General features: G+C 52.9%; 19 protein-coding genes and 1 tRNA gene. 6 read left to right on the forward strand and 14 right to left on the reverse strand.

The features are described 5' to 3' along the window. The first annotated feature begins 13 nt into the window (after window positions 1–13). The 6 genes from PVA48_RS11060 (at window position 14) to PVA48_RS11085 (ending at window position 7,667) form a co-directional block, all read left to right on the forward strand. On the forward strand, window positions 14–2,719 hold the full coding sequence (locus PVA48_RS11060) for a zinc ribbon domain-containing protein (protein ID WP_423231738.1): 2,706 nt from the start codon (window positions 14–16) through the stop codon (window positions 2,717–2,719). 4 nt (window positions 2,720–2,723) lie between these two features. Beyond that, the gene (locus PVA48_RS11065; RefSeq protein WP_146021068.1) at window positions 2,724–3,686 is read left to right on the forward strand and encodes a hypothetical protein; all 963 of its coding nucleotides are present in this window, start codon (window positions 2,724–2,726) and stop codon (window positions 3,684–3,686) included. 7 nt (window positions 3,687–3,693) lie between these two features. Further along, window positions 3,694–5,349: a type IV secretory system conjugative DNA transfer family protein gene (locus PVA48_RS11070; RefSeq protein WP_102727994.1), complete on the forward strand. Its 1,656-nt coding sequence runs from the start codon at window positions 3,694–3,696 to the stop codon at window positions 5,347–5,349. Between the two features lie 10 nt (window positions 5,350–5,359). Next, entirely contained in the window at window positions 5,360–5,896 is a 537-nt protein-coding gene (locus tag PVA48_RS11075; protein ID WP_146021069.1) for a hypothetical protein, read from the forward strand. 9 nt (window positions 5,897–5,905) lie between these two features. After that, window positions 5,906–6,964 carry a DUF2974 domain-containing protein gene (locus PVA48_RS11080; RefSeq protein ID WP_102727996.1) on the forward strand — a complete coding sequence of 353 codons (1,059 nt, stop codon included), beginning with the start codon at window positions 5,906–5,908 and terminating at the stop codon, window positions 6,962–6,964. A 511-nt stretch (window positions 6,965–7,475) separates the two neighbouring features. Continuing rightward, the gene (locus PVA48_RS11085; protein ID WP_102727997.1) at window positions 7,476–7,667 is read left to right on the forward strand and encodes a hypothetical protein; all 192 of its coding nucleotides are present in this window, start codon (window positions 7,476–7,478) and stop codon (window positions 7,665–7,667) included. A gap of 1,081 nt (window positions 7,668–8,748) precedes the next feature. On the opposite strand, the gene PVA48_RS11090 is transcribed toward PVA48_RS11085, so the two are convergent. The 14 genes from PVA48_RS11090 to PVA48_RS11155 form a co-directional block, all read right to left on the reverse strand. Next, window positions 8,749–9,465 (reverse strand): hypothetical protein, encoded by a 717-nt coding sequence (locus PVA48_RS11090; protein ID WP_423231739.1) that lies wholly within the window; start codon window positions 9,463–9,465, stop codon window positions 8,749–8,751. Next, window positions 9,429–10,040, reverse strand: coding sequence for a hypothetical protein (locus tag PVA48_RS11095; protein WP_102749432.1), 612 nt, complete (start codon window positions 10,038–10,040; stop codon window positions 9,429–9,431). The genes PVA48_RS11090 and PVA48_RS11095 overlap by 37 nt, the downstream gene beginning before the upstream one ends. 386 nt (window positions 10,041–10,426) lie before the next feature. Continuing rightward, window positions 10,427–10,549, reverse strand: a complete 123-nt coding sequence (locus tag PVA48_RS11100; protein ID WP_257228590.1) for a hypothetical protein — start codon at window positions 10,547–10,549, stop codon at window positions 10,427–10,429. A gap of 329 nt (window positions 10,550–10,878) precedes the next feature. After that, window positions 10,879–10,964, reverse strand: a tRNA-Leu gene (locus PVA48_RS11105). Window positions 10,965–11,066: 102 nt separating this feature from the next. After that, on the reverse strand, window positions 11,067–11,582 hold the full coding sequence (locus PVA48_RS11110) for a hypothetical protein (RefSeq protein WP_022397011.1): 516 nt from the start codon (window positions 11,580–11,582) through the stop codon (window positions 11,067–11,069). Next, window positions 11,579–12,373, reverse strand: a complete 795-nt coding sequence (gene tcdA / locus PVA48_RS11115) for a tRNA cyclic N6-threonylcarbamoyladenosine(37) synthase TcdA (RefSeq protein WP_102721360.1) — start codon at window positions 12,371–12,373, stop codon at window positions 11,579–11,581. Before tcdA ends, PVA48_RS11110 begins: the two co-directional genes overlap by 4 nt. Next, on the reverse strand, window positions 12,370–12,963 hold the full coding sequence (locus PVA48_RS11120) for a hypothetical protein (protein WP_022397013.1): 594 nt from the start codon (window positions 12,961–12,963) through the stop codon (window positions 12,370–12,372). The genes tcdA and PVA48_RS11120 overlap by 4 nt, the downstream gene beginning before the upstream one ends. 2 nt (window positions 12,964–12,965) lie before the next feature. Next, complete coding sequence (locus PVA48_RS11125; protein WP_102721361.1) at window positions 12,966–13,769, reverse strand: TIGR00282 family metallophosphoesterase; 804 nt, start codon at window positions 13,767–13,769, stop codon at window positions 12,966–12,968. 33 nt (window positions 13,770–13,802) lie between these two features. Further along, window positions 13,803–14,273 (reverse strand): universal stress protein, encoded by a 471-nt coding sequence (locus tag PVA48_RS11130; protein WP_022397015.1) that lies wholly within the window; start codon window positions 14,271–14,273, stop codon window positions 13,803–13,805. Window positions 14,274–14,357: 84 nt separating this feature from the next. Further along, window positions 14,358–15,323 (reverse strand): tryptophan--tRNA ligase, encoded by a 966-nt coding sequence (trpS, locus tag PVA48_RS11135; RefSeq protein WP_102727999.1) that lies wholly within the window; start codon window positions 15,321–15,323, stop codon window positions 14,358–14,360. Between the two features lie 125 nt (window positions 15,324–15,448). After that, window positions 15,449–16,366, reverse strand: a complete 918-nt coding sequence (locus tag PVA48_RS11140; RefSeq protein ID WP_423231740.1) for an NAD-dependent epimerase/dehydratase family protein — start codon at window positions 16,364–16,366, stop codon at window positions 15,449–15,451. Beyond that, window positions 16,363–17,058 (reverse strand): 2-C-methyl-D-erythritol 4-phosphate cytidylyltransferase, encoded by a 696-nt coding sequence (gene ispD / locus PVA48_RS11145; protein ID WP_102726756.1) that lies wholly within the window; start codon window positions 17,056–17,058, stop codon window positions 16,363–16,365. The genes PVA48_RS11140 and ispD overlap by 4 nt, the downstream gene beginning before the upstream one ends. Continuing rightward, on the reverse strand, window positions 17,055–17,510 hold the full coding sequence (locus PVA48_RS11150) for a GatB/YqeY domain-containing protein (protein WP_022397019.1): 456 nt from the start codon (window positions 17,508–17,510) through the stop codon (window positions 17,055–17,057). The genes ispD and PVA48_RS11150 overlap by 4 nt, the downstream gene beginning before the upstream one ends. A 121-nt stretch (window positions 17,511–17,631) precedes the next feature. Further along, the gene (locus PVA48_RS11155; protein WP_022397020.1) at window positions 17,632–18,546 is read right to left on the reverse strand and encodes an SMP-30/gluconolactonase/LRE family protein; all 915 of its coding nucleotides are present in this window, start codon (window positions 18,544–18,546) and stop codon (window positions 17,632–17,634) included. Between the last annotated feature and the right edge of the window lie 90 nt (window positions 18,547–18,636).

Genomic DNA, 18,636 nt, shown 5'->3' on the forward strand with positions numbered 1-18,636 from the left:
TGTTGAAACGGGTATGAAAAAAAGAAATTACTTTGAAATCCTGAATTTATCCCTCAATCCTCTGGAGACCAATGTTGACAACGCATTGGCCAGGCTCAAGCAATGCACTGCCGAGTGGAGCAGCGCCCCTCAGGATGATGTTTTGAGGAAGACATGGATGGAAGCCGTTCCCGAGATGGAAAAGGTTCTTTCAAATCCTCAATCTCTTCAAAAGCAGGCAGAAGAAGCCCTGAAGAATGAACAAAAACGAGTCAGAAATTTCCTGCAAAACGCCGCTGTCGACGGTCAGATTTCCAGGGTAATCTTCCGGAACATCTGCAATAATGTACAGCTGGAAATAGATTCGGTTTCCTCTCTTGCCGATGAACTGGGCATTGTCATCAGCAGTCAGGCGGTTGACAAATCATGTAAAGCTCTCAGGGTCCCTCCCCAACCGGCAAACGGCCATCCTGTATACCTGATTTCTGCGTCTCGCGATATTCAGAAATTGAAATGTTGCCTGGAAGCTGCGGGAAAAGCTAGTATTTATGAGTATCTGAATTGCAAGAATTCTCTTTCGCCCGAGCAACTGCTCAAAATCAATTCGGATAAGAGCAGAGAACCCAACAAGGGTGGATCCGCCAATAATCCGATCAATACCATTAAGGTAGAGATTACGACTATTGGCGCCAAATACTTCAAGAACGAAGAATCAAAGAAACGTTACGATTACGCATGGCGGGGGCAGGAAATTTGCGAACGTGTGTTTGCTGCCTTTCCAAACTATGTGGAGGGTTCACCCGGTACCATATCGCCCATATACTACACCAGGTTATACGATACCCTATGCGCCGAGGGGCTGGATGCCGCAGACGCGCAGTGGCTGGTATACCGCCGGTGTTGTCAGGGCAAGGACAAGGTTCCTTTCCCGTGGCAGGAACAATTCACGGAGTGCTCGAAGTGCAAGTCCAGAAATGAAGCCAACAGCAGCCGATGTTCTCAATGCGGTGAATTATTCCGTATCATGTGTCCGAAATGCGGAAAGCCCATTCATGCTTCAAGCCCACAATGCCGTCAGTGCGGCACCTACTTTGATGCTGCCCGGAAAGTGTATGAAAGTCTGGAAAAATGCGGAAATAGTCTTAAGGGAAGCAGTGAAGAACTGGATACGGCTCAGAAAGAAATACAAGGGATTCTGCGTACCTACCCGGATTATGTGCCGGCCCGTGCGCTTCTGGATGAACTGGGAAAAGCCAGAACAGCCAAATTGCTGGATACGCTGGAACCTCCGGTCATCAAGAGTGTGCGGGCATCAGGAAAAGAGCTGGAAATCGTCTGGCTCAAGGCTCGCCATCAAGGAAATGAACTTGACCGCCTGCCGGATGCCAACGGTACTCCGATCAATTACATGCTGCGTCGCAAACGCAATGGGATTCCCGTTAGTCCGGATGATGGAGAAGAGCTTGGCGGCGGTGCGGCCTCTCCTTGTACGGACAAGCTGGCAAAACCTGGCGTGGAATATGGCTACGCCGTTTTTGCCGTAGTGAACAAGCGCATTCTAAAGGGCCTTGCGGGCGGCAAGGGCATGGTGCTGCCGGAAGCGGATTTCCATGTTTCCATGGGGGATGGCAGCGCCCGGCTCACATGGTGCGCATTACCGGAAGGGTGGTCTGCCACTCTCATCCGAAAAGAAGGGGGAGAACCTGAATCCATCAATGATGGCACACGCCTGCCGGTCGATGGAGGCAGTAACAGTTTTCATGATACCGGATTGACCAATGGCCGGGAGTACGGATATCTGCTGGTATTGTATGGCAGCGGACACGAATTAACCGCCCATGGTTCCGGTACGCCTCAACTTCCCCCGCCGAGACTGGAACTTGACCAGTGGAATTACAAATGTTTGGGAACAGATATCCGTATTCATTGGGAACTGCCTTCCGGCGCTGATGAAGTGCGCTGGATGGTTTCCGACAAAGTGCCGATTACCCCAGGCAGCATAGTAACAGCCAATCGTTTCAAAACAGTCGGAGAAACCGACAAGGATGCCCAGGTTACCATACTTCGAGAAATCAATCTCTGCGGGAAGTTCCTCATTCCTCTGGTGATCAAGGGTGATACTGCTCTCATATGTACGGGCCGGCACGGCGGATTGCAAAATCTTCGCCTGCGCAGAAATCCAGGCCGAATATACCTCCAATGGACCTGGCCGGAAGGCTGCAGCGAAGTGACCATAGTCTATGGAAACAAATCATTCGTTGAAAATCCGGATGACTTGAACGCCAATGAGATACGTACTTCCAAACGTAACGGCTCCGAACAAGCACATGAGCTCATTATTCCCGTCATGGAAGACAAGGATTATTATTTTTCCGTTTTCATGCAAGTGGGGCATACGTCCTCTTCAAGCTGGTCTGCCCCGCGCAACGTGTATTCTCCCGCTCCGGGCGGAGGGAACAGGGTGAACTGCCGGATAGCTAAACGTGGTCAAGGGTGGGTATTTGAAGTAAAAAGCAAAAAAGGCATTCCTGCCATGGAGGTACGGTGCGCTCGTCGCGTATTTCCTCTTTCCAGACAGGATGGGAAGAAAGCTCTGGCAGTTGAAGCCTCCGGACAATCCCGGGCATCAGTCTCCATTCCGGATAACATGGTTGCAACCGGTAATTGCTTCATGCCCTTTGTATCTGAAGACTCGCACTACGATTTGATTTTCAATCGCAAATCTCTTTCCATAGAATAAACATATGGCTGGCGAATTATATTGCCCACATTGTTACAAGCAAATCAACGACAAGGAGTTGTTGTTTTTCAAACCTTCTTGCGGAGATAAATTGCCTCCCCCCGCCCCTTCCGTTTTGCAAAAGCTGGGAATCGGCGGTACGCCTTCAAGCATTTCATGCACCAGAAATAACAAAAGTACCTGCAAGATCTGCGACCGTATCCTGTCATTCCGTGCGTGCCCGATTTGTAAAGGGGGCATATCGGCTAACAGAGAGGGCAAGCCGCTCATCATAGCCATTGCCGGTACGGCCGGTTCAGGAAAAAGCAGTTATATCCGCGCTGTGATCAATCAACTTCGCAAGCTTAGTGAGATATGCGGCTGGACGATTATGGAACAAGATGCTGGCTCAAGCAAAAATTCCATGTATCTGATTCGTAAAAGAAAGTCAGACAAGGGACGCCTGATCGTATTCGCCGAAGTCACCGAAGAAAAGCTTTCTCCCGCCCTCATGACAGCGCTTTCGGGTATTGTTTGTCTTGTGGATCCTTTGCAGGTTGAAGCACTGCGGAATGAACTGGAAACAACCAACATCGTTTTGCCGCCTCTGAACGGAACGGAACCCCATCGTCTCCTCTTGAAGCTGGGGCGTGCATGTCCTGCAGTACCGCTGGCTGTTGCCGTTTCCAAACTTGATGCATTGGCATGCCCGGACATCAATTACACAGGCCGTTGGAGACTGAAAACAACCGAACGTCTGGTATGCCGCGATAGCTCGTACCGGGGCTCGCTTGATCAGGAAGAAATGGAAACGGTGAGTTGTGAAATGGAAAGTTGGGTGGCAGCGGCTGATGTGAACATTATGGAAGCCTGCAAAGTATTCACTCGAAAGCTTTTCTTCGGCGTCAGCACAAAGGAGCCGGCTTTGCGCGTAGAAGATCCTCTTCTGTGGATTCTTTCACAGAAGAGAGTGACGGAAAGCAAATAATACATGTATGGCCAATAAAAATACAGACTGTTACGGGAGTGCCCGATGGGCGAATGCTCATGATTTGGCAGAGGAAGGCCTGTTTACTTTCCCCAATTTCCAACATTCGCCGGATTGTTTTATCAACAGCCGAATTCGACGGGACTTTGTGGAACGGGAACCGGCCAATCGTTGCATGGTGCTGGGACGTTTGGTCAATCCTGAAAAACTGGTATCCGGCATACGTCAGGGCTATGAGGCTTCCATGGGGTCACTGATGTCCGGTTTGTTCAGCCTGATCAGCAATGGACATGAAAATCAGCTTTTGGGTTGGTCAGGAGATGGTCATATCATTACAGTAGCCCCTACGCGTTCCGGCAAGGGCGTAGGTCTGGTAGTTCCGAATCTGTTGCACTATCCCGGCTCTGTACTGGTCATTGACCCGAAAGGGGAAAATTACGCCATTACGGCTGACTTCCGCCGCAAAATGTTCCGTCAGGAAATCATTTGTCTGGATCCTTTCCATGTGATGACGGAAGAAACGGACAGCATTAACCCGCTTGACAGCCTTGTCGACTATCGGAAACCAACGTCTACCTATCTCACCCAAAATCCGGAATTGGGCGATATCGCCGCCAATATTGCCGATGCTATCATTGTGCGAGATGCCGGCGCCAAGGATCCGCACTGGGATGACAAGGCCCGTACCCTGCTCAGAGGACTTATTCTTGCCGTTATCTGCGGGAAAGGTCCGCACCGCTTGCGTCATCTGTCCGAAGTGCGGGAGTTACTGGCTCAACCTTTCCACGTCATTGGGAATTTCATTCTGGATTCCATGTGCCAGGACACGGTTGCTGTAGGAGGGTTGCTGAGCCGTGCGGGCAATGAAATCCTCTCCACCGGCAATGAAGAATTAAAGAGCATCATATCCAATGCCCTCAAGCACACGGAATTCCTGGACTCGGGGCTGGCCTGCAAATCTCTGGGGGATATGAATGACGGTGGTATCGGTACGTATGACCTGGCCGATCTCAAAAACATAGGAGGGGTTTCCATTTATATGATTATTCCTCCGCAGCATCTGGTACGCTATTCGCGCCTTATTCGTCTGTGGGTCACGATGGCCATGTCCGCGATGACCAGGTGCAGCCGGAAACCGGTAGACGGATGTTCTGTTCTCTTCATGCTGGACGAAATGGCCCAGCTGGGTTCTTTGCCCATGATGAAACAAGCGGTGAGTCTGCTGGCCGGATACGGCATGAGCATCTGGATGGTATGGCAGGATCTTTCCCAGCTTAAAGCACTGTATGAACACGACTGGCCTACCTTTCTGGCAAATGCCAAGATTCAGCAGTTTTTCGGTATTAACGATCACGAAACGGCCAAGTATATCTCCGAGATGCTGGGGGCGGCCACCATAACCAGCAAATCCGTTTCTCACAGTCAAAGCGGCAAGTTTACGGAATTTGTCAAAAATAAGAGTGAAAGCGAATCATTTTCGGAAATTACACGAAACCTTCTCAATCCAGACGAAGTTCGTCGCCTGAATCGCGAAGCTGTGCTCACTTTCGTCCAGGGTATTCCTCCCATTCTGGCGGAACGCCTTACTTATTACAGCGATCACATGTTCTCTGGAAAAGCTTCCTCCAACCCCTATTTTAGCAACAATTTCACAAGAAAATAAACAGACAGCCATGGAAATGAGAGAACAGGCAGAAGATCGTTTACGTGAATGCGAAGAAAAACGCAAAAATATCGAATCTAAACGCAATGCACATCAGGATAATTTTCCGGATGATGGACGTCCCTTCAACGAACGCCTCGAAGAACATCAGAAAAAGCTTGAAGAACTGAATAATGAGGTGGAAAAGGCCAAACAGGAGGAACATGAAGCCCAAATGGAACTGGATCGTGCCAAAGCCATGGAGCAAAAAGCCCGGCAAGAGAGCATGGAAAATCGAAAGGAAATGAACCAGGGCCGGGAAGACGACCACACGGAACAACAGAGATGGGAGGAGGAACAACGTAAGACTCAAGAGGCAAAGGAAGAGCAATATCGTCAGTGGCAGGAGGAATGTCGTGAAAAAGAGAGAGCCAGACAGCATGAGGAAGCCGAGAAGGAACGCCAAAAGGAACGTGAACGGTTTCAACAAGATCGCTTTCGGGAAGAAAAGCAGGGACGTTTCGAAGAGAAGGAACGCAGCCGGGAACAAGAGGGACGAAGCAGATAATTGAATGCTATGGGTATTTTTGCCGTATTTGCCCGATTAATCAAATTTTTCGGGTCAACCGCATTTACGATCTTAAAGCTGCCTTACCAGATCATATCAAAGAGCTTCGGGCCGTTTGTCGCATTTTTCCTGTACATTCCTATGATGTTGATCGTCTTTGGAGTTTTTATCAAACTCTTTGAACAGGAAGTAGTAGACAAATCGCCCTGGAACTCCATGACCCTCTTTCATACTCTTCCTTACGAGGAGCGGCAGGAATTGATTGATATGACGGAAATGGCTTCCTTTGTCTATCTGGATGCGAACGCTTGGGGCAATGATTTAACTCGTCTGCAGGACAAGGGATATTTCCTTCTGGAAAAACCGAACCTGAACGATGAGGGATTGACCTATGCCTTGATGGCCAAGGCGAATCGTTCTCTGAATTCCCCCTATCCCGGCAACCTTGAAATAACGAATACTGTCTATATTCTTTTCAGGGGCAGCATGACTCTTGCCGATGCCCTGGACGATGGGCAAATGATTTTTTCTGATGAGCAGCTGGAACACATGGGGCGCTTTATAGTAGCCTTACGAGTTACTCGCGAACTTCTGGGAAAATATCCCAAACACCAGTTTATTCTTGTCGGGCATTCTCTGGGAGGAGCCACTGTTCAATATGTGCTTAGACACCTTAGACACATATCTTCCTCCAGACTCAAAGGCTATACAGTCAATCCCATTGGCCTTCCCGGTAAAATTGGAATTATTCATGAAGAACGCCTCGTAGATATCGTACATGAAGCTGATATCGCTCAAACCATTATGCTTGATTCTCGTCTTGTGGGGAGCGGCATCCTTGTTCGCGGCCATTTTACCAAACAATCTGACGGAACATGGACTCCGGATTTTTCATTGCTGAGTGCTGCTTCACAGCATTCTGTGAATAAGACATTGAAGAATATGATTGCCCAACATACAGGTACTTATACCCCACCATCCAACAACCAGATTACCCAACCAAACCCCGGAGGAATCAAGGCTCCTGTGAAAACAAATTTCAGAGAAGCGTTCGGCGATACTCTTTAATTCGTTTCCTCTGCAGCTTCACCTCGCAGATAGGTCAATTCGGAAATCTGCCAAGTAAACTCTGGTCTGAAAGGAGTACAGAGTCGAATTCTTTCAGGTACACCAACAATAACCATCTTCAAGTAAATAGCTTGGAGAGGGTTTCTTGTTTTTGATGGGGAAGTGGTCAATTTCATGAAACGACCCCAACCTGGGTACAAAGTGTGTACACTTTCAGGCCGTTTTTACCCTTATTTCACAATGCATTTCTGTCATACGGATCACACAATGGACGGCCCAATTGACCTCTTTGTAAAACGGAAATTCTGCGCGTTATATATAATTGATACAATATCAGCATATTGTGTTAATTTATGTCCATCTACAGTCTTTCCCATCAGGTAAGGCGGCTGGATGAAACGCTCTGCGGGAGTACGCCCAGGATATCCGTTTTGTCGCCAAACACGGCTGCATCATCACGGTAGGCAATACGAACATCCTCGGAATGCCTTGCGCTTACCGTGTGAAGATCATGCGCGACCTGCTCAAGGAGTTCCGCAATCCGACCGATGAAGAGGCCCTGGCCGGCCTTGAGGAGGAAGAACCGGAGGATAAGATGTCGCCTGCGCCGACGCCAAAGGCTGTGGCGGCTTACCCTGTTCCGGATGGAAATCCGGCAGGACCTCATGGGCTTGGACTCACCGTTGTTGACGACGAAGAATAACTTCCATTGCCTATATATTCATAGAGCAGCCCCGACTTTCGAGCCGGGGCTTTTTATTTGTGAAATTACAGGCGTTTTCGTGCTATGTATACTTGATGAGAGTAATTATACTCGAATCATTTATCCAAGATCATGAATACGAAATCCGAATATCCTGTTACGGACAGCATCACGAATGTTGTCGAAGCCAGTATCGTCACTGCCTCTGTGATGGCTCTTATTGCGTGTGAGGTCACACGCCATGTAAGCCATAAGATGGAGGGAGGTGTCTATAAAGGCGTCAAGTCATCCTGAGGACTTGTCAAGGGCGCCAGGGAGCGCTTGTCGTCTTACACAGCGAAAAAGTCGACAAGGCAAGGTCAGAAGAGCTTGTCGAGTCTGCTGTCGCAGACGAGGCAACCGCTGCCCCGGCGCAACCTCCTGTCGAAGTGCCTATGGTGACTCCGGTTCAGCCGCGAGAGGAAGAAGGCACTGCTGCCCCGGCCAGAATACTAACTCCGGCGTTTGGATAATCAGCTATAGCCGCCAGGAACTTGCGCTTTCGTGTGAGTTCCTGGCGGGGGCATGCAATTTTTTTATCTTCTGATGGGTGCGTTACGTGAAAAGCGTGTTGCGTGACGTGGTGAAAGTGCGCCCATAGCCTGCCTGCTGGTACAGGCCCCGGGGAGGAAGGCAGGTCAATGAATACGTCGATGGGAGAATTATTCATGGGTTCTTGGGATGGTGGCTTCGCTCGGCTGTAACCATGAGACCCGTATCGTAGCATTGAACCGTTGAGGCGTATGCCTGCCCCGGAAGGCTATGTCTTACAGTTATTGAGCTCAGGATTAGAAGAGAGGATAGAATGTTTTTGATCTAACTAAGAAGTGCTTTTTTAGCAGCGAGGCGACGTAATAAATTTTGGGCCTTCTTCGACAGACTGCTAGTGTGAAGGTCACATCCAGATATGGACCATTTGATAATTTCCTGCACGGTTTCTTGATGCTTTTCTCTGGGCTCACTTTGCCACATCCAAGCGATGAATCCACTAGGATCTTCCTGTGGATCCTTAAATTCAAAAGCAGGGATACTGTCTATTATCTTACTCAATGCATGATGTGCTGACCTCATTGCCAGAAAAAACTCTTTCCATGAGTGCTTCAAAAACAGGCGGATTAACATATGTTGCCATAGAACATCCGCCTATCCTGTACGCATTAAGTCCTGTTTTTCCTTTTTGTCGCAGCTCTGCACGGATCATGTTCAAGCTTTCTGCGTAAATAGACAGCTCTACTCCTCTTTTGCAGTAGGCGACAACCGCATTTCGAGGTTCGTCAGTAGCATTGTTTTTCCCGTAATCTCGGGATGTAACTTTTTTCCCAGTCGACTTTAACACTTTGCGCAAGGTTGAAATAAAACAGGGAGCATCATTGCAGGGAAATGCCCAGTCTGTCTCAACGAGCTTGATGTCACCACTAGACAAAGAGCTCTCCCAAGATAAATAGCCATCACACACGAATTCCTTCATCCGAGTTTCATTAACAGCATGAACCAAAGATTCGTGGGCAATTCGCAATACTCCAGCACATGTGTTCTTCATCCCTTGGATAAAGATATCCTGATTCATGTCTCCGGGAATGATGTTGTCCTTGTTTGCTTTGATCTCAGGATTCCTGTAGAACGAACGTATTACTCCCTCTGGCGTATTACTCCATTCTGTCGAAAGCTCCGGGTGATGGTAAAGTGATCTTTGCGGGTTGCAGAATATGTTGACTGTCCACTTCAGCTCGCAGTGTATAATGGCGCCGTCTTTATCCAAATATTCATATAGTTGTAAAAATGGCCTTGATCGAAGCTTTTCTCATCTTCTACCGGGAGATGAAGCTGTTTAGTTAATGTATCAGGCTTTGCTGGTTCCGCCAGAGTTGCTGGTGAGATAAAGGAAAATTTATCCGGGAATCGTCCTGTGCAGTAATAAGGCTGATAATCTTTTCTTGGATGTACCTTGTAACCAATTTTCCTGATACTCGTTTCACTAAAACGTGGCTTTCGTGATGCCTTTTCTTCTTCCTCAATGTCGGAGTATCCTCCGTATATTAGTCCCCTTGGATAGGGCGTATTTTCCTTCCAGTTGGTCGAGCTACTGAGTGTCTCGACCAAATGCTTGAGAATGGAGTGTTTCTCTTGAATGGTCGAAAATGCAGGGTCGATTTGTAATGTGTAAGTAGCAGAAAAAACCATCTTGTCCACAGTGATTCTGGGAAGAGAGGTGATACCGTTTAGCGTGAAAGCATCTTTGGCTAATTCATGAATTGCGTCTTCGTGGGTAAGAGGAACTTCTGATGAATTTTGGTACGGATTACCTACAGTAATATATATAGCAGAATTATTCATTGTTGATTGTGAAGCTGGAATAGGTTTCGGTGGTAAAATGGTGCCTTCAGGTACTTGTGCTGAAGGGGTGTTAAAGTAAAGTTGAGGGATCTCGTTTGGATATCCCGTTCAAGTGTGATGAGACTCAGCGAGTCTCCTTCCCGGCTATGCCGGAGTGCCTGCCTTCATCAAGAACGCAGGACAATTAACCTTATTAAGTAATATGAAAAATGCCCCTGTCGTGGAACCCCGGCGAACTCGCTGGAGGTGGAACTCAAAGAACTGGTATGAGGAGCTAGACCACCATTCCTTGTACGTCCCGGGTTTATAGAAAACCCAATGAAACGCTTGAGAGAGTCAAGGAGTCCTGCGCTCGATGGCGACTAACGGACAACAGAAATCGATTACTACATCTGAAGATGGAGATCAACAAAAACAGCATGTTGATGACCTGTTTCTTCCGGCAACACATTGAACCATGCTTTGCCTTCGGCAGCACGAACGCCTTCCCGGTAGTGCTTTTCCGTCATGTTGGTTCCCGAGTGTCCAAGCCACATGGGTACCCGGAAACTATCATCTATTCGAGAGAGCTATGTACGATTTGAGTACATGGAGCAAAGATAATTGAATATCTCCGATAACCCAAGAAATTGGGTTCTTCGTCATTACATTGTAGACAGCTACAAATTAGTGTAGATTTTCATCTAGAGAAAAGAGTATTTTCTTCTTATTTTACAATGCTTTTCGACAACAAGTATGTCCCCTGAATGTCCCCCAATTCGTCAAAAAATAAAATTTTGGCTCCTCTCTCCCAAAAACAAGTAACCATCTCTAAGTAATTAACTTAAAGAAGGTTATATGGTGCTCGAGAGGGGACTCGAACCCCTACGTCTTATCGACACTAAATCCTTAGTCTAGCGCGTCTACCAATTCCGCCACCCGAGCATGGGTGCCTTAAGGCGGGGAGTTTTTAGCGCAGAGGAACGAAGATATCAAGCTTTTTCTTCTTTTTATCCTTTCGATTCCGTTTTTTGAAGAGGGATTTTCTTAGCGGACCGGGAGGGAGGTAGCCACGGGCATGATGGCCGGGCGCAGGGTGACGGCCTTGGTGTCATATTTTTCCGAGGGTTTGAAGAGCCAGCCGGGATCGGTGCTGACAGCTTCAAACCTGGTCGGCTTGAAGATGGGCAGCCTCAGGTTGGAGTTAGGCTCGTAGCCGTATTTGCCCGTGTACTTGCCGTAGACCCTGTATTCATAGTTGTTATCATAGGCGTAGCGCGGGCTCCCGGCGTATTCCGGCAGGCGGTCCGGAGTCCGGCAGGAGCTTTCATCCATGATGACGAGCTGGGCCGTTCTCCAGGTCTGGCCCGGCTGGCGCAGGTACCCCCAGAAACGCGTTGCCGGCACATGGTAACGGCGGCCGACGAAGTAGTTGCCCCTGGGTTCGCGGGCGATTTCCGCATTGCGGGCGTTGATGCCGGCGATGTCTTTTTCCAGGGAGTTGCACTGGGTCAATGCGGGAAGGAGGACGGCCCCCAGCAGGGGAAGCAGGAGTTTGTTCATGGCTGTGATGGTGTTTTTTTCTTGTTTAAGAGCGTTTGAATGGCGGCGGAAGCCGCGAAGAAGCCGAAGGTGCCCGTGATGTGGGTGATGGAGCCGAATCCGGAGTCACAGCCCATTTTCCCCTGGAATTCCGGGTCGCGCGTGCAGGAGGTTTCTCCGTCGCAGGTGGGGTAGACGGGAGTTTCCTGGGAGAAGACGCAGGGGATTTTCAGTTTCCGGGCTTTTTCCCCCAGCGGTAGGCCGTAGTCTTTTTTGAGCTTGTAGCGCAGGCTGGAGAGCAGGGGGTCTCCCTTAGTGCGGGAGAGGTCGCCTATTTCTATTTTTGCGGGGTTGACGCGTCCTCCCGCGCCGCCGCAGGTGACCAGCGGCTGTTTGCTGCGGTAGCAGGAGGCAATAAGATGGGCCTTGGGAATCAGGGAGTCAATGGCGTCAATGATAACGTCCGGTTTCGTCTCCAGCAGTTTTTCCGCATTGGAGGCCGTGTAGAAACTGTTGATGGAGATGATTTCCGCCTCCGGGTTGATTTGCCGGAGGCGGGCGGCCATGGCTTCCGTCTTGGATTGTCCGATCGTGGTTTCCAGAGCGTGGATTTGCCGGTTGGTATTGGTGATGCAGAGGTCGTCCAGGTCCATCAGGATAATGGCGCCGACGCCCGACCGCGCCAGGGCTTCCGCCGCCCAGGAACCCACGCCGCCAATGCCGACGACGGCCATGCGGGAGTTCCTGAGGATGTCCAGCCCGCTCCTTCCATACAGGCGGCCTATGCCGCCGAATCTGGCTTCATAGTTCATGGCTGCGTGTTTGAGCCGGAGTGGGGAATTAAGGAGAAGACGGGTGCCAGAGGGCCCTTCCGTTTTTCCATCGTGAAGATATAATAGCGGGGGGAAGCCGTTTGTTCCGGGCGGCAGGAGGCGGGAAGGCCTGCGCCCCGGTTCCAGCAGATGAGGCAGGTGTTTCCATGCACAGCAATCAGCATGTCCCATCCACCCCCGTTTTGCTGGGGGATGCCGTCTTTTTTATCCTGGTAGCGTACGATGCCGTCCTGCCGGACGGTAAAGAGGACCATGCGTCCGCAGGAGGGCATGGCGATGGCAGCCGTATTTCTGCATGCTACGGCCAGTTTTCCGTTGTTCCAGGAGAGGGTGACGGGCTGCCGGTTATCCCGCTTTTCCGTGAGGGTGAGTGAGGGATGCTGCCGGAGCAGGCTGTACTGGAGCGCCGGCTGTCCGTCCGGTGTGAGGAAGCAGGATGCGGGAAGCCGATGCCAGCCTTCCCTGTGGGCCATGTTTTGGTAGTCCCTCACGGCGTTTCCGTTGTGTCCGGAACATCCGCAGAGCGCCGTCAACAGGCATGATAAGAGGAAGGCGGTGGCAGTCTGCATGGTCAGGAGGCCGGTTTTTCCACGATTTTGCTGATGCGGGCGATGTTGAGGGCCCTCCCGGTGGCTTCATCCACCTGCACGACGGCTCCGCAGAGGCGCACGGGCCAGTTCGCCACAGGGAATTTGGCCGGCATGGAGGTGCGGAAGCGTTGGATAATGGGTTCCCGTTCCCGGCCCAGCACCCCGACGGCGGGGCCGCACATGCCGGCGTCCGTCAGGTAGGCGGTGCCGTGTTCCAGAATGGTTTCATCCGCCGTCTGCACGTGGGTGTGCGTTCCGATGACGGCGGAGACCAGTCCGTCCAGATTGTAGCCGGTGGAGATTTTTTCACTGGTGGTTTCCGCGTGCATGTCCACAAAGATGACCTGCACGCCTTCTTCCTCCCTGAGTCTTTTGGCTTCCGCTTCCGAGATGAGGAAGGGGTTTTCAAGCGGCGGCTGGATGAAGGAACGTCCCTGCACCTGCATGACGGCTATTTTTCCCCTGGGCGTTTCCACCACCACGCTTCCGTGTCCCGGTGTCCCCTGCGGGTAGTTGACGGGGCGCAGCACGCGCGGTTCGGAGTCCAGCCAAGGAGCCAGTTCCGCCTGGTCCCATACATGGTCCCCCGTCGTGATGACGTCCACTCCCGCATGCAGCAGTTCCTGCGCCAGACGGGGCGTAATGCCGCGCCCTGCGGCCGCGTTTTCACCGTTGACGATGACAAAGTCCGCCCCATGCTCCTTTTTGAGTTCCGGCAGCATGTGCTTCACGGCGGTGCGGCCAGGTTCGCCGACCACATCGCCTATAAAGAGTATGGTAATCATGAAGTGGGACGGGACTGGTGCGGATGGCGGTTTTTACTGCTCTTCCTTGGTGACGGGAACCACCAGCACGGGCACGGGGGATTTCCGCATGACGGAGCTGGCTACGCTGCCCAGAAAGACGGTGGAAAGGAAGCCGTGGTTGTGCTTGCCCACCACGATCATGTCAATGTGGTGTTTTTCAGCATAGTTGATGACCGCTTCGCTGATTTCAAATTCGTCTTCCACAGCCTGGATGATGGTTGCGTCCGTCAGCCGGGAGAGTTTTTCCGCCGTTTTTTGCAGATGGTTTTTTGCGATGGAGATGACTTCGTTTTCCTCCGTCTGGTCCATCACGGGGACAGGCACTTCATCCGGCAGCACGCCGGAGACTTCATAACAGATGCTGGGTTCCACAATGTGGAGCAGATGGATGATGCTGTCGTTGGGGCAAGCCAGTTTGCCGATCTGATGAATGACGGCGTCCGTGGCGTTGGAGAAATCAATGGCTACCAGAATATTCTTCATATCTTCCTGTATAACATTCCGTGCTTTTCCATGCCACTAAAAAACGTGTGCTGTCCCCGGTTCTCCCGGCATTCCATTCCCGGTTCAGATCAGGCCCACGGCCCGGCGCACCCTGTCCAGCACTACGGAGGCCGTTTCCCGCGCCTTGCGGGCCCCTTCTTCCAGCGTCCGGTGCACGTAGTCCTGGTTGGCTTCCAGTTCCGCCCTGCGTTCGCGCGCGGGACGGAAGTATTCCCAGTAGGCGTCAAAGAGGCGTTTTTTGAAGTCGCCATAGCCGCAGCCTCCGTTTTTGAAGTCGCGGACCATGTCTTCATAGCCTTCCGCAGAGGCGAAGAGCTTGTAGAGCTGCAGGATGACGGAGCCTTCCGTGGGTTTGGGATCTTCCACAGGGGTGGAGTCCGTGGGGATTTTCATGATGAGCTTGCGGACGGCTTTTTCCTCACCGAAGATGGGGAGCGTGTTGTTGTAGCTTTTGCTCATTTTTTGCCCGTCCAGCCCCGGCACGATGGCCGTGCTTTCCGCAATGAGCGCATCCGGCAGCTTGCAGGTGCCTTCGCCGAATTGTTCGTTCATTTTGCCTGCCAGGTCGCGGGTGACTTCCAGGTGTTGCTTCTGGTCCTTGCCTACGGGCACCAGGTCGGAGTCATACATCAGGATGTCCGCCGCCATGAGGACGGGGTAGGTGAAGAGGGCGTTGCTGGGGGAGAACCCCTTGGCGATTTTGTCCTTGTAGGAGTGGCAGCGTTCCAGCAGGCCCACCGGGCAGACGGTGCCGAGTATCCAGGCCAGTTCATTGACTTCCGGCACGGAGGACTGGCGGAAGAAGACGCATTTTCCAGGGTCCAGGCCCACGGCCAGAAAGTCCGTCGCCAGGTTTTTGCAGTTTTCCCGCAGGGTCTCCGCGTCGTGAACGGTGCTCATGGCGTGGTAGTCCGCCAGAAAGTAGTAGGATTCTCCGCGTTCCTGCATGCGGACGGCTGGTTCCATGGCTCCGAAGTAGTTGCCGACATGCAGCTTGCCGCTGGGTTGAAGTCCTGTGATGATACGCATTGCGCGCAGGATTTTGCCTGTTCGCGCCCGGCAAGTCAAGAAAGGGGAGAGTCAAAGACTGGCGGGGAGGCTGGCCGGGCGCCTCGCCTGTTCCGGTATGCGTCCTGCGTTTGTTCTCTCTCTTTTCATGCCTGCCCGGAGCATTTTCTGGGCATGAAGAGAAGAAGCGGCGGCGGGAGTTTATTCTCCCCCGCTTCCAGCGCTTCCAGCACGTTGTGCACGCCGTCCGCAAAGCTTGGGTAGAGCGGCTCCCAGCCCAGGGCCAGAAGGCGGGAGCAGGAGATTCTCTGGCTGGAAAAGCCGCGGCGCGCTTCCGCCTGGAGCGGTTCGGGCTGTGGCGCGGGCATGCCCAGCAGTCCGGAGAGGTAGGAGTAAATTTCTCCCAGCTGCATGGGGGTGCGGTCCGTCAGGTTGTAGATGCCGGTGGGCGGTTCCCGGAGCGTGCAGAGCAGGTGCAGGGCGGCCACGGCGTCATCCCGGTGGATGTAGTTGATCCACCTGTCCATGTTTCCGGGGAGGGCCGCGCCCTTCTTGCAGTATTGGGAGACGAGCACGCAGCGGTCCGGCCCGTAGAGAGCTCCCAGCCGGACGACGGTGCCTCCCGCGGCCAGAACCGCCTGTTCCGCCTGAATGAGGAGGCCGCTTTTTCCGGAGGCGGGGTAGACGTTATGTTCCTCTGTGATCCAGCGTCCGTCCGTGATGCCATAGACGGAGGTGCTGGAGCAGAAGATGACCGGCGTTCCGGGGAAGGCTTCCAGCGTGTTCTGCGTTCCGCGGATGTAGAGGCTGCGGTAGGCTTCCTCTGAGCCTCCCCGCGTGCTGGCGCACATGACGATGATGTGGGGGGAGGGGATGCGGGCGGCCAGGCTGTGCATGGAGGCTCTCTCCGTGACGTCCGCTTCATAAATGGCTTTCTGTGCGTCAATGTCCGCCGTAAGGGCCGTGTGACCGGCTTTCCGCAGGCTCTCCGCCAGCGCTTTTCCCAGGTAGCCCGTTCCCAGAATGAGGACGGCGCGGGGTTCTGTACACAGAAGGCCGGTCATGAGTCTTTGCGGAGGTGTTTGAGTTCCAACAGCGTTTCAGCCCGGGAGACATCTTCCGGCCAGGTGATTTTGGGATTTGGCTCATGGTTGTGCACCAGCCGCGTGGGATGGCCGATGAGCTGCAGGGCGGTTACTTCATCCGTCACCTGCATGTTCCGTTCCGTGACTTCCACATACGCATCCAGCAGGAGCGGGTATTGGAAGACCTGCGGGGTTTCCATGCACCACAGGCCGTCCCGGTCCACCTGCTCCGGCAGGGTGAAGCGTTCTTCGTCCGCGCGCTTCAAGGTGTCCGTCACGGGATGCGCGGAAGCGGCCGCTCCGCATTCCCTGGCAGTCTGGATGCAGCGGGAGATTTGCTCTACCGTGATAAGGGGGCGCGCTCCGTCGTGCACGGCCACAAGTTCCGGCGTGTAGAGAAGGGCTGCCAGGCCGTTCTGAACGGATTCATGCCGTTCCGCTCCTCCGTCCACGCGGGTGACGGGTATTTCCGTCTCCAGGTCCGCAGCATCAATGGCGCGGAAGCGCTCTTCCGGGCAGACGACCACGATTTCCGTGATTTCCCGGCAGTTGGCAAAGGCCCGGATGCTGCGTTCCAGCACCTTGACGCCGTGCAGGGGGGCCAGCAGCTTGTCAAATCCGGCGCGCCGGGAGGACCCGGCCGCTACAATGATGGCGGCACAGCATTTCATGATAGTCTGGCTGACACCATGCGGGCCAGTTCCTTGCCGTTGACCCTGCCGGCGGTGCGTTCCTGCATGAGTTTCATGACCTGTCCCATGTCTTTTTTGGTGGAGGCTCCCGTTTCCTTCAGGACGGCTTCCAGCATGGCCTCCGTTTCCTCTGCGGTGAGTTCAGCAGGCATGAATTGCTTGAGGACGGCGATTTCCGCTTCTTCCTTGTCGGCCAGTTCCGGGCGTCCGGCGGAGCGGAATTGTTCCGTAGAGTCTTCGCGCTGCTTGATTTGCTTGCGGACCACGGCCAGTTCTTCCGCTTCCTCCAACTGGGTTCCCAGGCCTCCCTTGGCGATGGCCGTGTTCGTCAGAGCCGTCTTGAGGGCGCGCAGCGTGTTGAGGGTGACGGAGTCTTTTGCTCTCATGGCGGTTTTCATCCCTTCCATGATTTGGTCTGAAATCTTGCTCATATCCCCATTAACTAAGCGCATCCCCACGTGTACTTCAAGCCGTAAATTGAAAAAGGCCGCCAGCGCGGGAAATGCCCGCCGGCGGCCCGGAGAGGGGAGTTGAAGAGCGGAACCGCCCGGTTTATTTTTTCCCGCCGATGGGCATGATGTGGATTTTCTTTTCCGCCATGCCCGGAACCACGATCATGGAGTCATACAGGATAAAGTCCGCCGCGCCTTCAATGGGACCGGTGGCTGCCGGCGCGGAACGCCCCGTTTTCAGGTCCAGCCTGCGGATGGCTTCCGGTTTTTTGTCCTTGGACCAGTCGCTGTAGTAAAGGGCGTTGTCACGGTACACCAGGCCGTCGTATTGCCCCCGTTCCTTGGAGAGTTCCGTGACTTCCCGGGAGACGGGGTTGATGGAGAGCAGGCGGCCGCTGGGCTTGCCTTTTTCATCCGTGGCGTATTCGCAGAGGTAGATGACTTTTCTTTCCGGGTCCCAGGCCAGGCCGTTCGGCTTGTAGATGGGCTGCTTGGTGACCAGCTCCCCGTAGGAACTGGTGTTCGTGTCCACGTAGAAAATCTGGTCGGTATCCGTGGAGGAGACCATGAGCCTGCCGTTGATGAACGCCAGGTCGTTGAGGAATTTCATGCGGGAGGGGGACAGGTCCACATACCCCTCAATGGTGCCGGTTTTGGCGTCTATCTTGTAGACCATGTCCACATCCGTGCAGTACAGGAAGCCGTCCTGGTACAGGAGCCCCTTGGGAGCGTCCAGGGTGTCCACGTCCGTGATCTTTTTAGGTTCCGTGGAGCCGTGCGGGATAACGCCCAGGTAGCCGTCCTTGTCCTTTTCCGTGGGCGCCAGTTTGGCGCCGATGCAGGTGAAGTAGATGTTGCCCTCCGCGTCCGCAGCCACGCTTTCCGGGTGGCCGTCAATGGCAATGGTGGCTTTTTCCAGCGGAGGCAGCGGTTTGGCCGGCTCCGGCTGTTTTTTGGTTGGAGGAGCTGCCAGCGCGCTGCACGCCAGGCAGAGAAGGAGTAGTGTTGCTTTCATGGGGTTGTACGGTGTAAAAGGCTTGGAATTTATGGCACGGAAGCAGGAGAAAAGCAAGCCATAGGAGCTGTCCTGCGGACGCCGTGCGGA

The organism is Akkermansia sp. JRP_AM1, from assembly GCF_049262625.1.
In the GTDB taxonomy this organism is placed as follows: Bacteria; Verrucomicrobiota; Verrucomicrobiia; order Verrucomicrobiales; family Akkermansiaceae; genus Akkermansia; species Akkermansia massiliensis.

Bases quoted from the DNA above. Each gene is read 5' to 3' on its own strand.
- PVA48_RS11140 (WP_423231740.1), bottom strand. From the start codon at position 16,366: ATGACCGGCCTTCTGTGTACAGAACCCCGCGCCGTCCTCATTCTGGGA.
- PVA48_RS11120 (WP_022397013.1), bottom strand. From the start codon at position 12,963: ATGCAGACTGCCACCGCCTTCCTCTTATCATGCCTGTTGACGGCGCTC.
- PVA48_RS11080 (WP_102727996.1), top strand. From the start codon at position 5,906: ATGGGTATTTTTGCCGTATTTGCCCGATTAATCAAATTTTTCGGGTCA.
- PVA48_RS11085 (WP_102727997.1), top strand. From the start codon at position 7,476: ATGCGCGACCTGCTCAAGGAGTTCCGCAATCCGACCGATGAAGAGGCC.
- PVA48_RS11125 (WP_102721361.1), bottom strand. From the start codon at position 13,769: ATGATTACCATACTCTTTATAGGCGATGTGGTCGGCGAACCTGGCCGC.
- trpS (WP_102727999.1), bottom strand. From the start codon at position 15,323: ATGCGTATCATCACAGGACTTCAACCCAGCGGCAAGCTGCATGTCGGC.
- ispD (WP_102726756.1), bottom strand. From the start codon at position 17,058: ATGAAATGCTGTGCCGCCATCATTGTAGCGGCCGGGTCCTCCCGGCGC.
- PVA48_RS11155 (WP_022397020.1), bottom strand. From the start codon at position 18,546: ATGAAAGCAACACTACTCCTTCTCTGCCTGGCGTGCAGCGCGCTGGCA.
- PVA48_RS11075 (WP_146021069.1), top strand. From the start codon at position 5,360: ATGGAAATGAGAGAACAGGCAGAAGATCGTTTACGTGAATGCGAAGAA.
- tcdA (WP_102721360.1), bottom strand. From the start codon at position 12,373: ATGAACTATGAAGCCAGATTCGGCGGCATAGGCCGCCTGTATGGAAGG.
- PVA48_RS11130 (WP_022397015.1), bottom strand. From the start codon at position 14,273: ATGAAGAATATTCTGGTAGCCATTGATTTCTCCAACGCCACGGACGCC.
- PVA48_RS11095 (WP_102749432.1), bottom strand. From the start codon at position 10,040: ATGAATAATTCTGCTATATATATTACTGTAGGTAATCCGTACCAAAAT.
- PVA48_RS11065 (WP_146021068.1), top strand. From the start codon at position 2,724: ATGGCTGGCGAATTATATTGCCCACATTGTTACAAGCAAATCAACGAC.
- PVA48_RS11060 (WP_423231738.1), top strand. From the start codon at position 14: ATGAAAAAAAGAAATTACTTTGAAATCCTGAATTTATCCCTCAATCCT.
- PVA48_RS11100 (WP_257228590.1), bottom strand. From the start codon at position 10,549: ATGACGGAAAAGCACTACCGGGAAGGCGTTCGTGCTGCCGAAGGCAAA.
- PVA48_RS11150 (WP_022397019.1), bottom strand. From the start codon at position 17,510: ATGAGCAAGATTTCAGACCAAATCATGGAAGGGATGAAAACCGCCATG.
- PVA48_RS11070 (WP_102727994.1), top strand. From the start codon at position 3,694: ATGGCCAATAAAAATACAGACTGTTACGGGAGTGCCCGATGGGCGAAT.
- PVA48_RS11110 (WP_022397011.1), bottom strand. From the start codon at position 11,582: ATGAACAAACTCCTGCTTCCCCTGCTGGGGGCCGTCCTCCTTCCCGCA.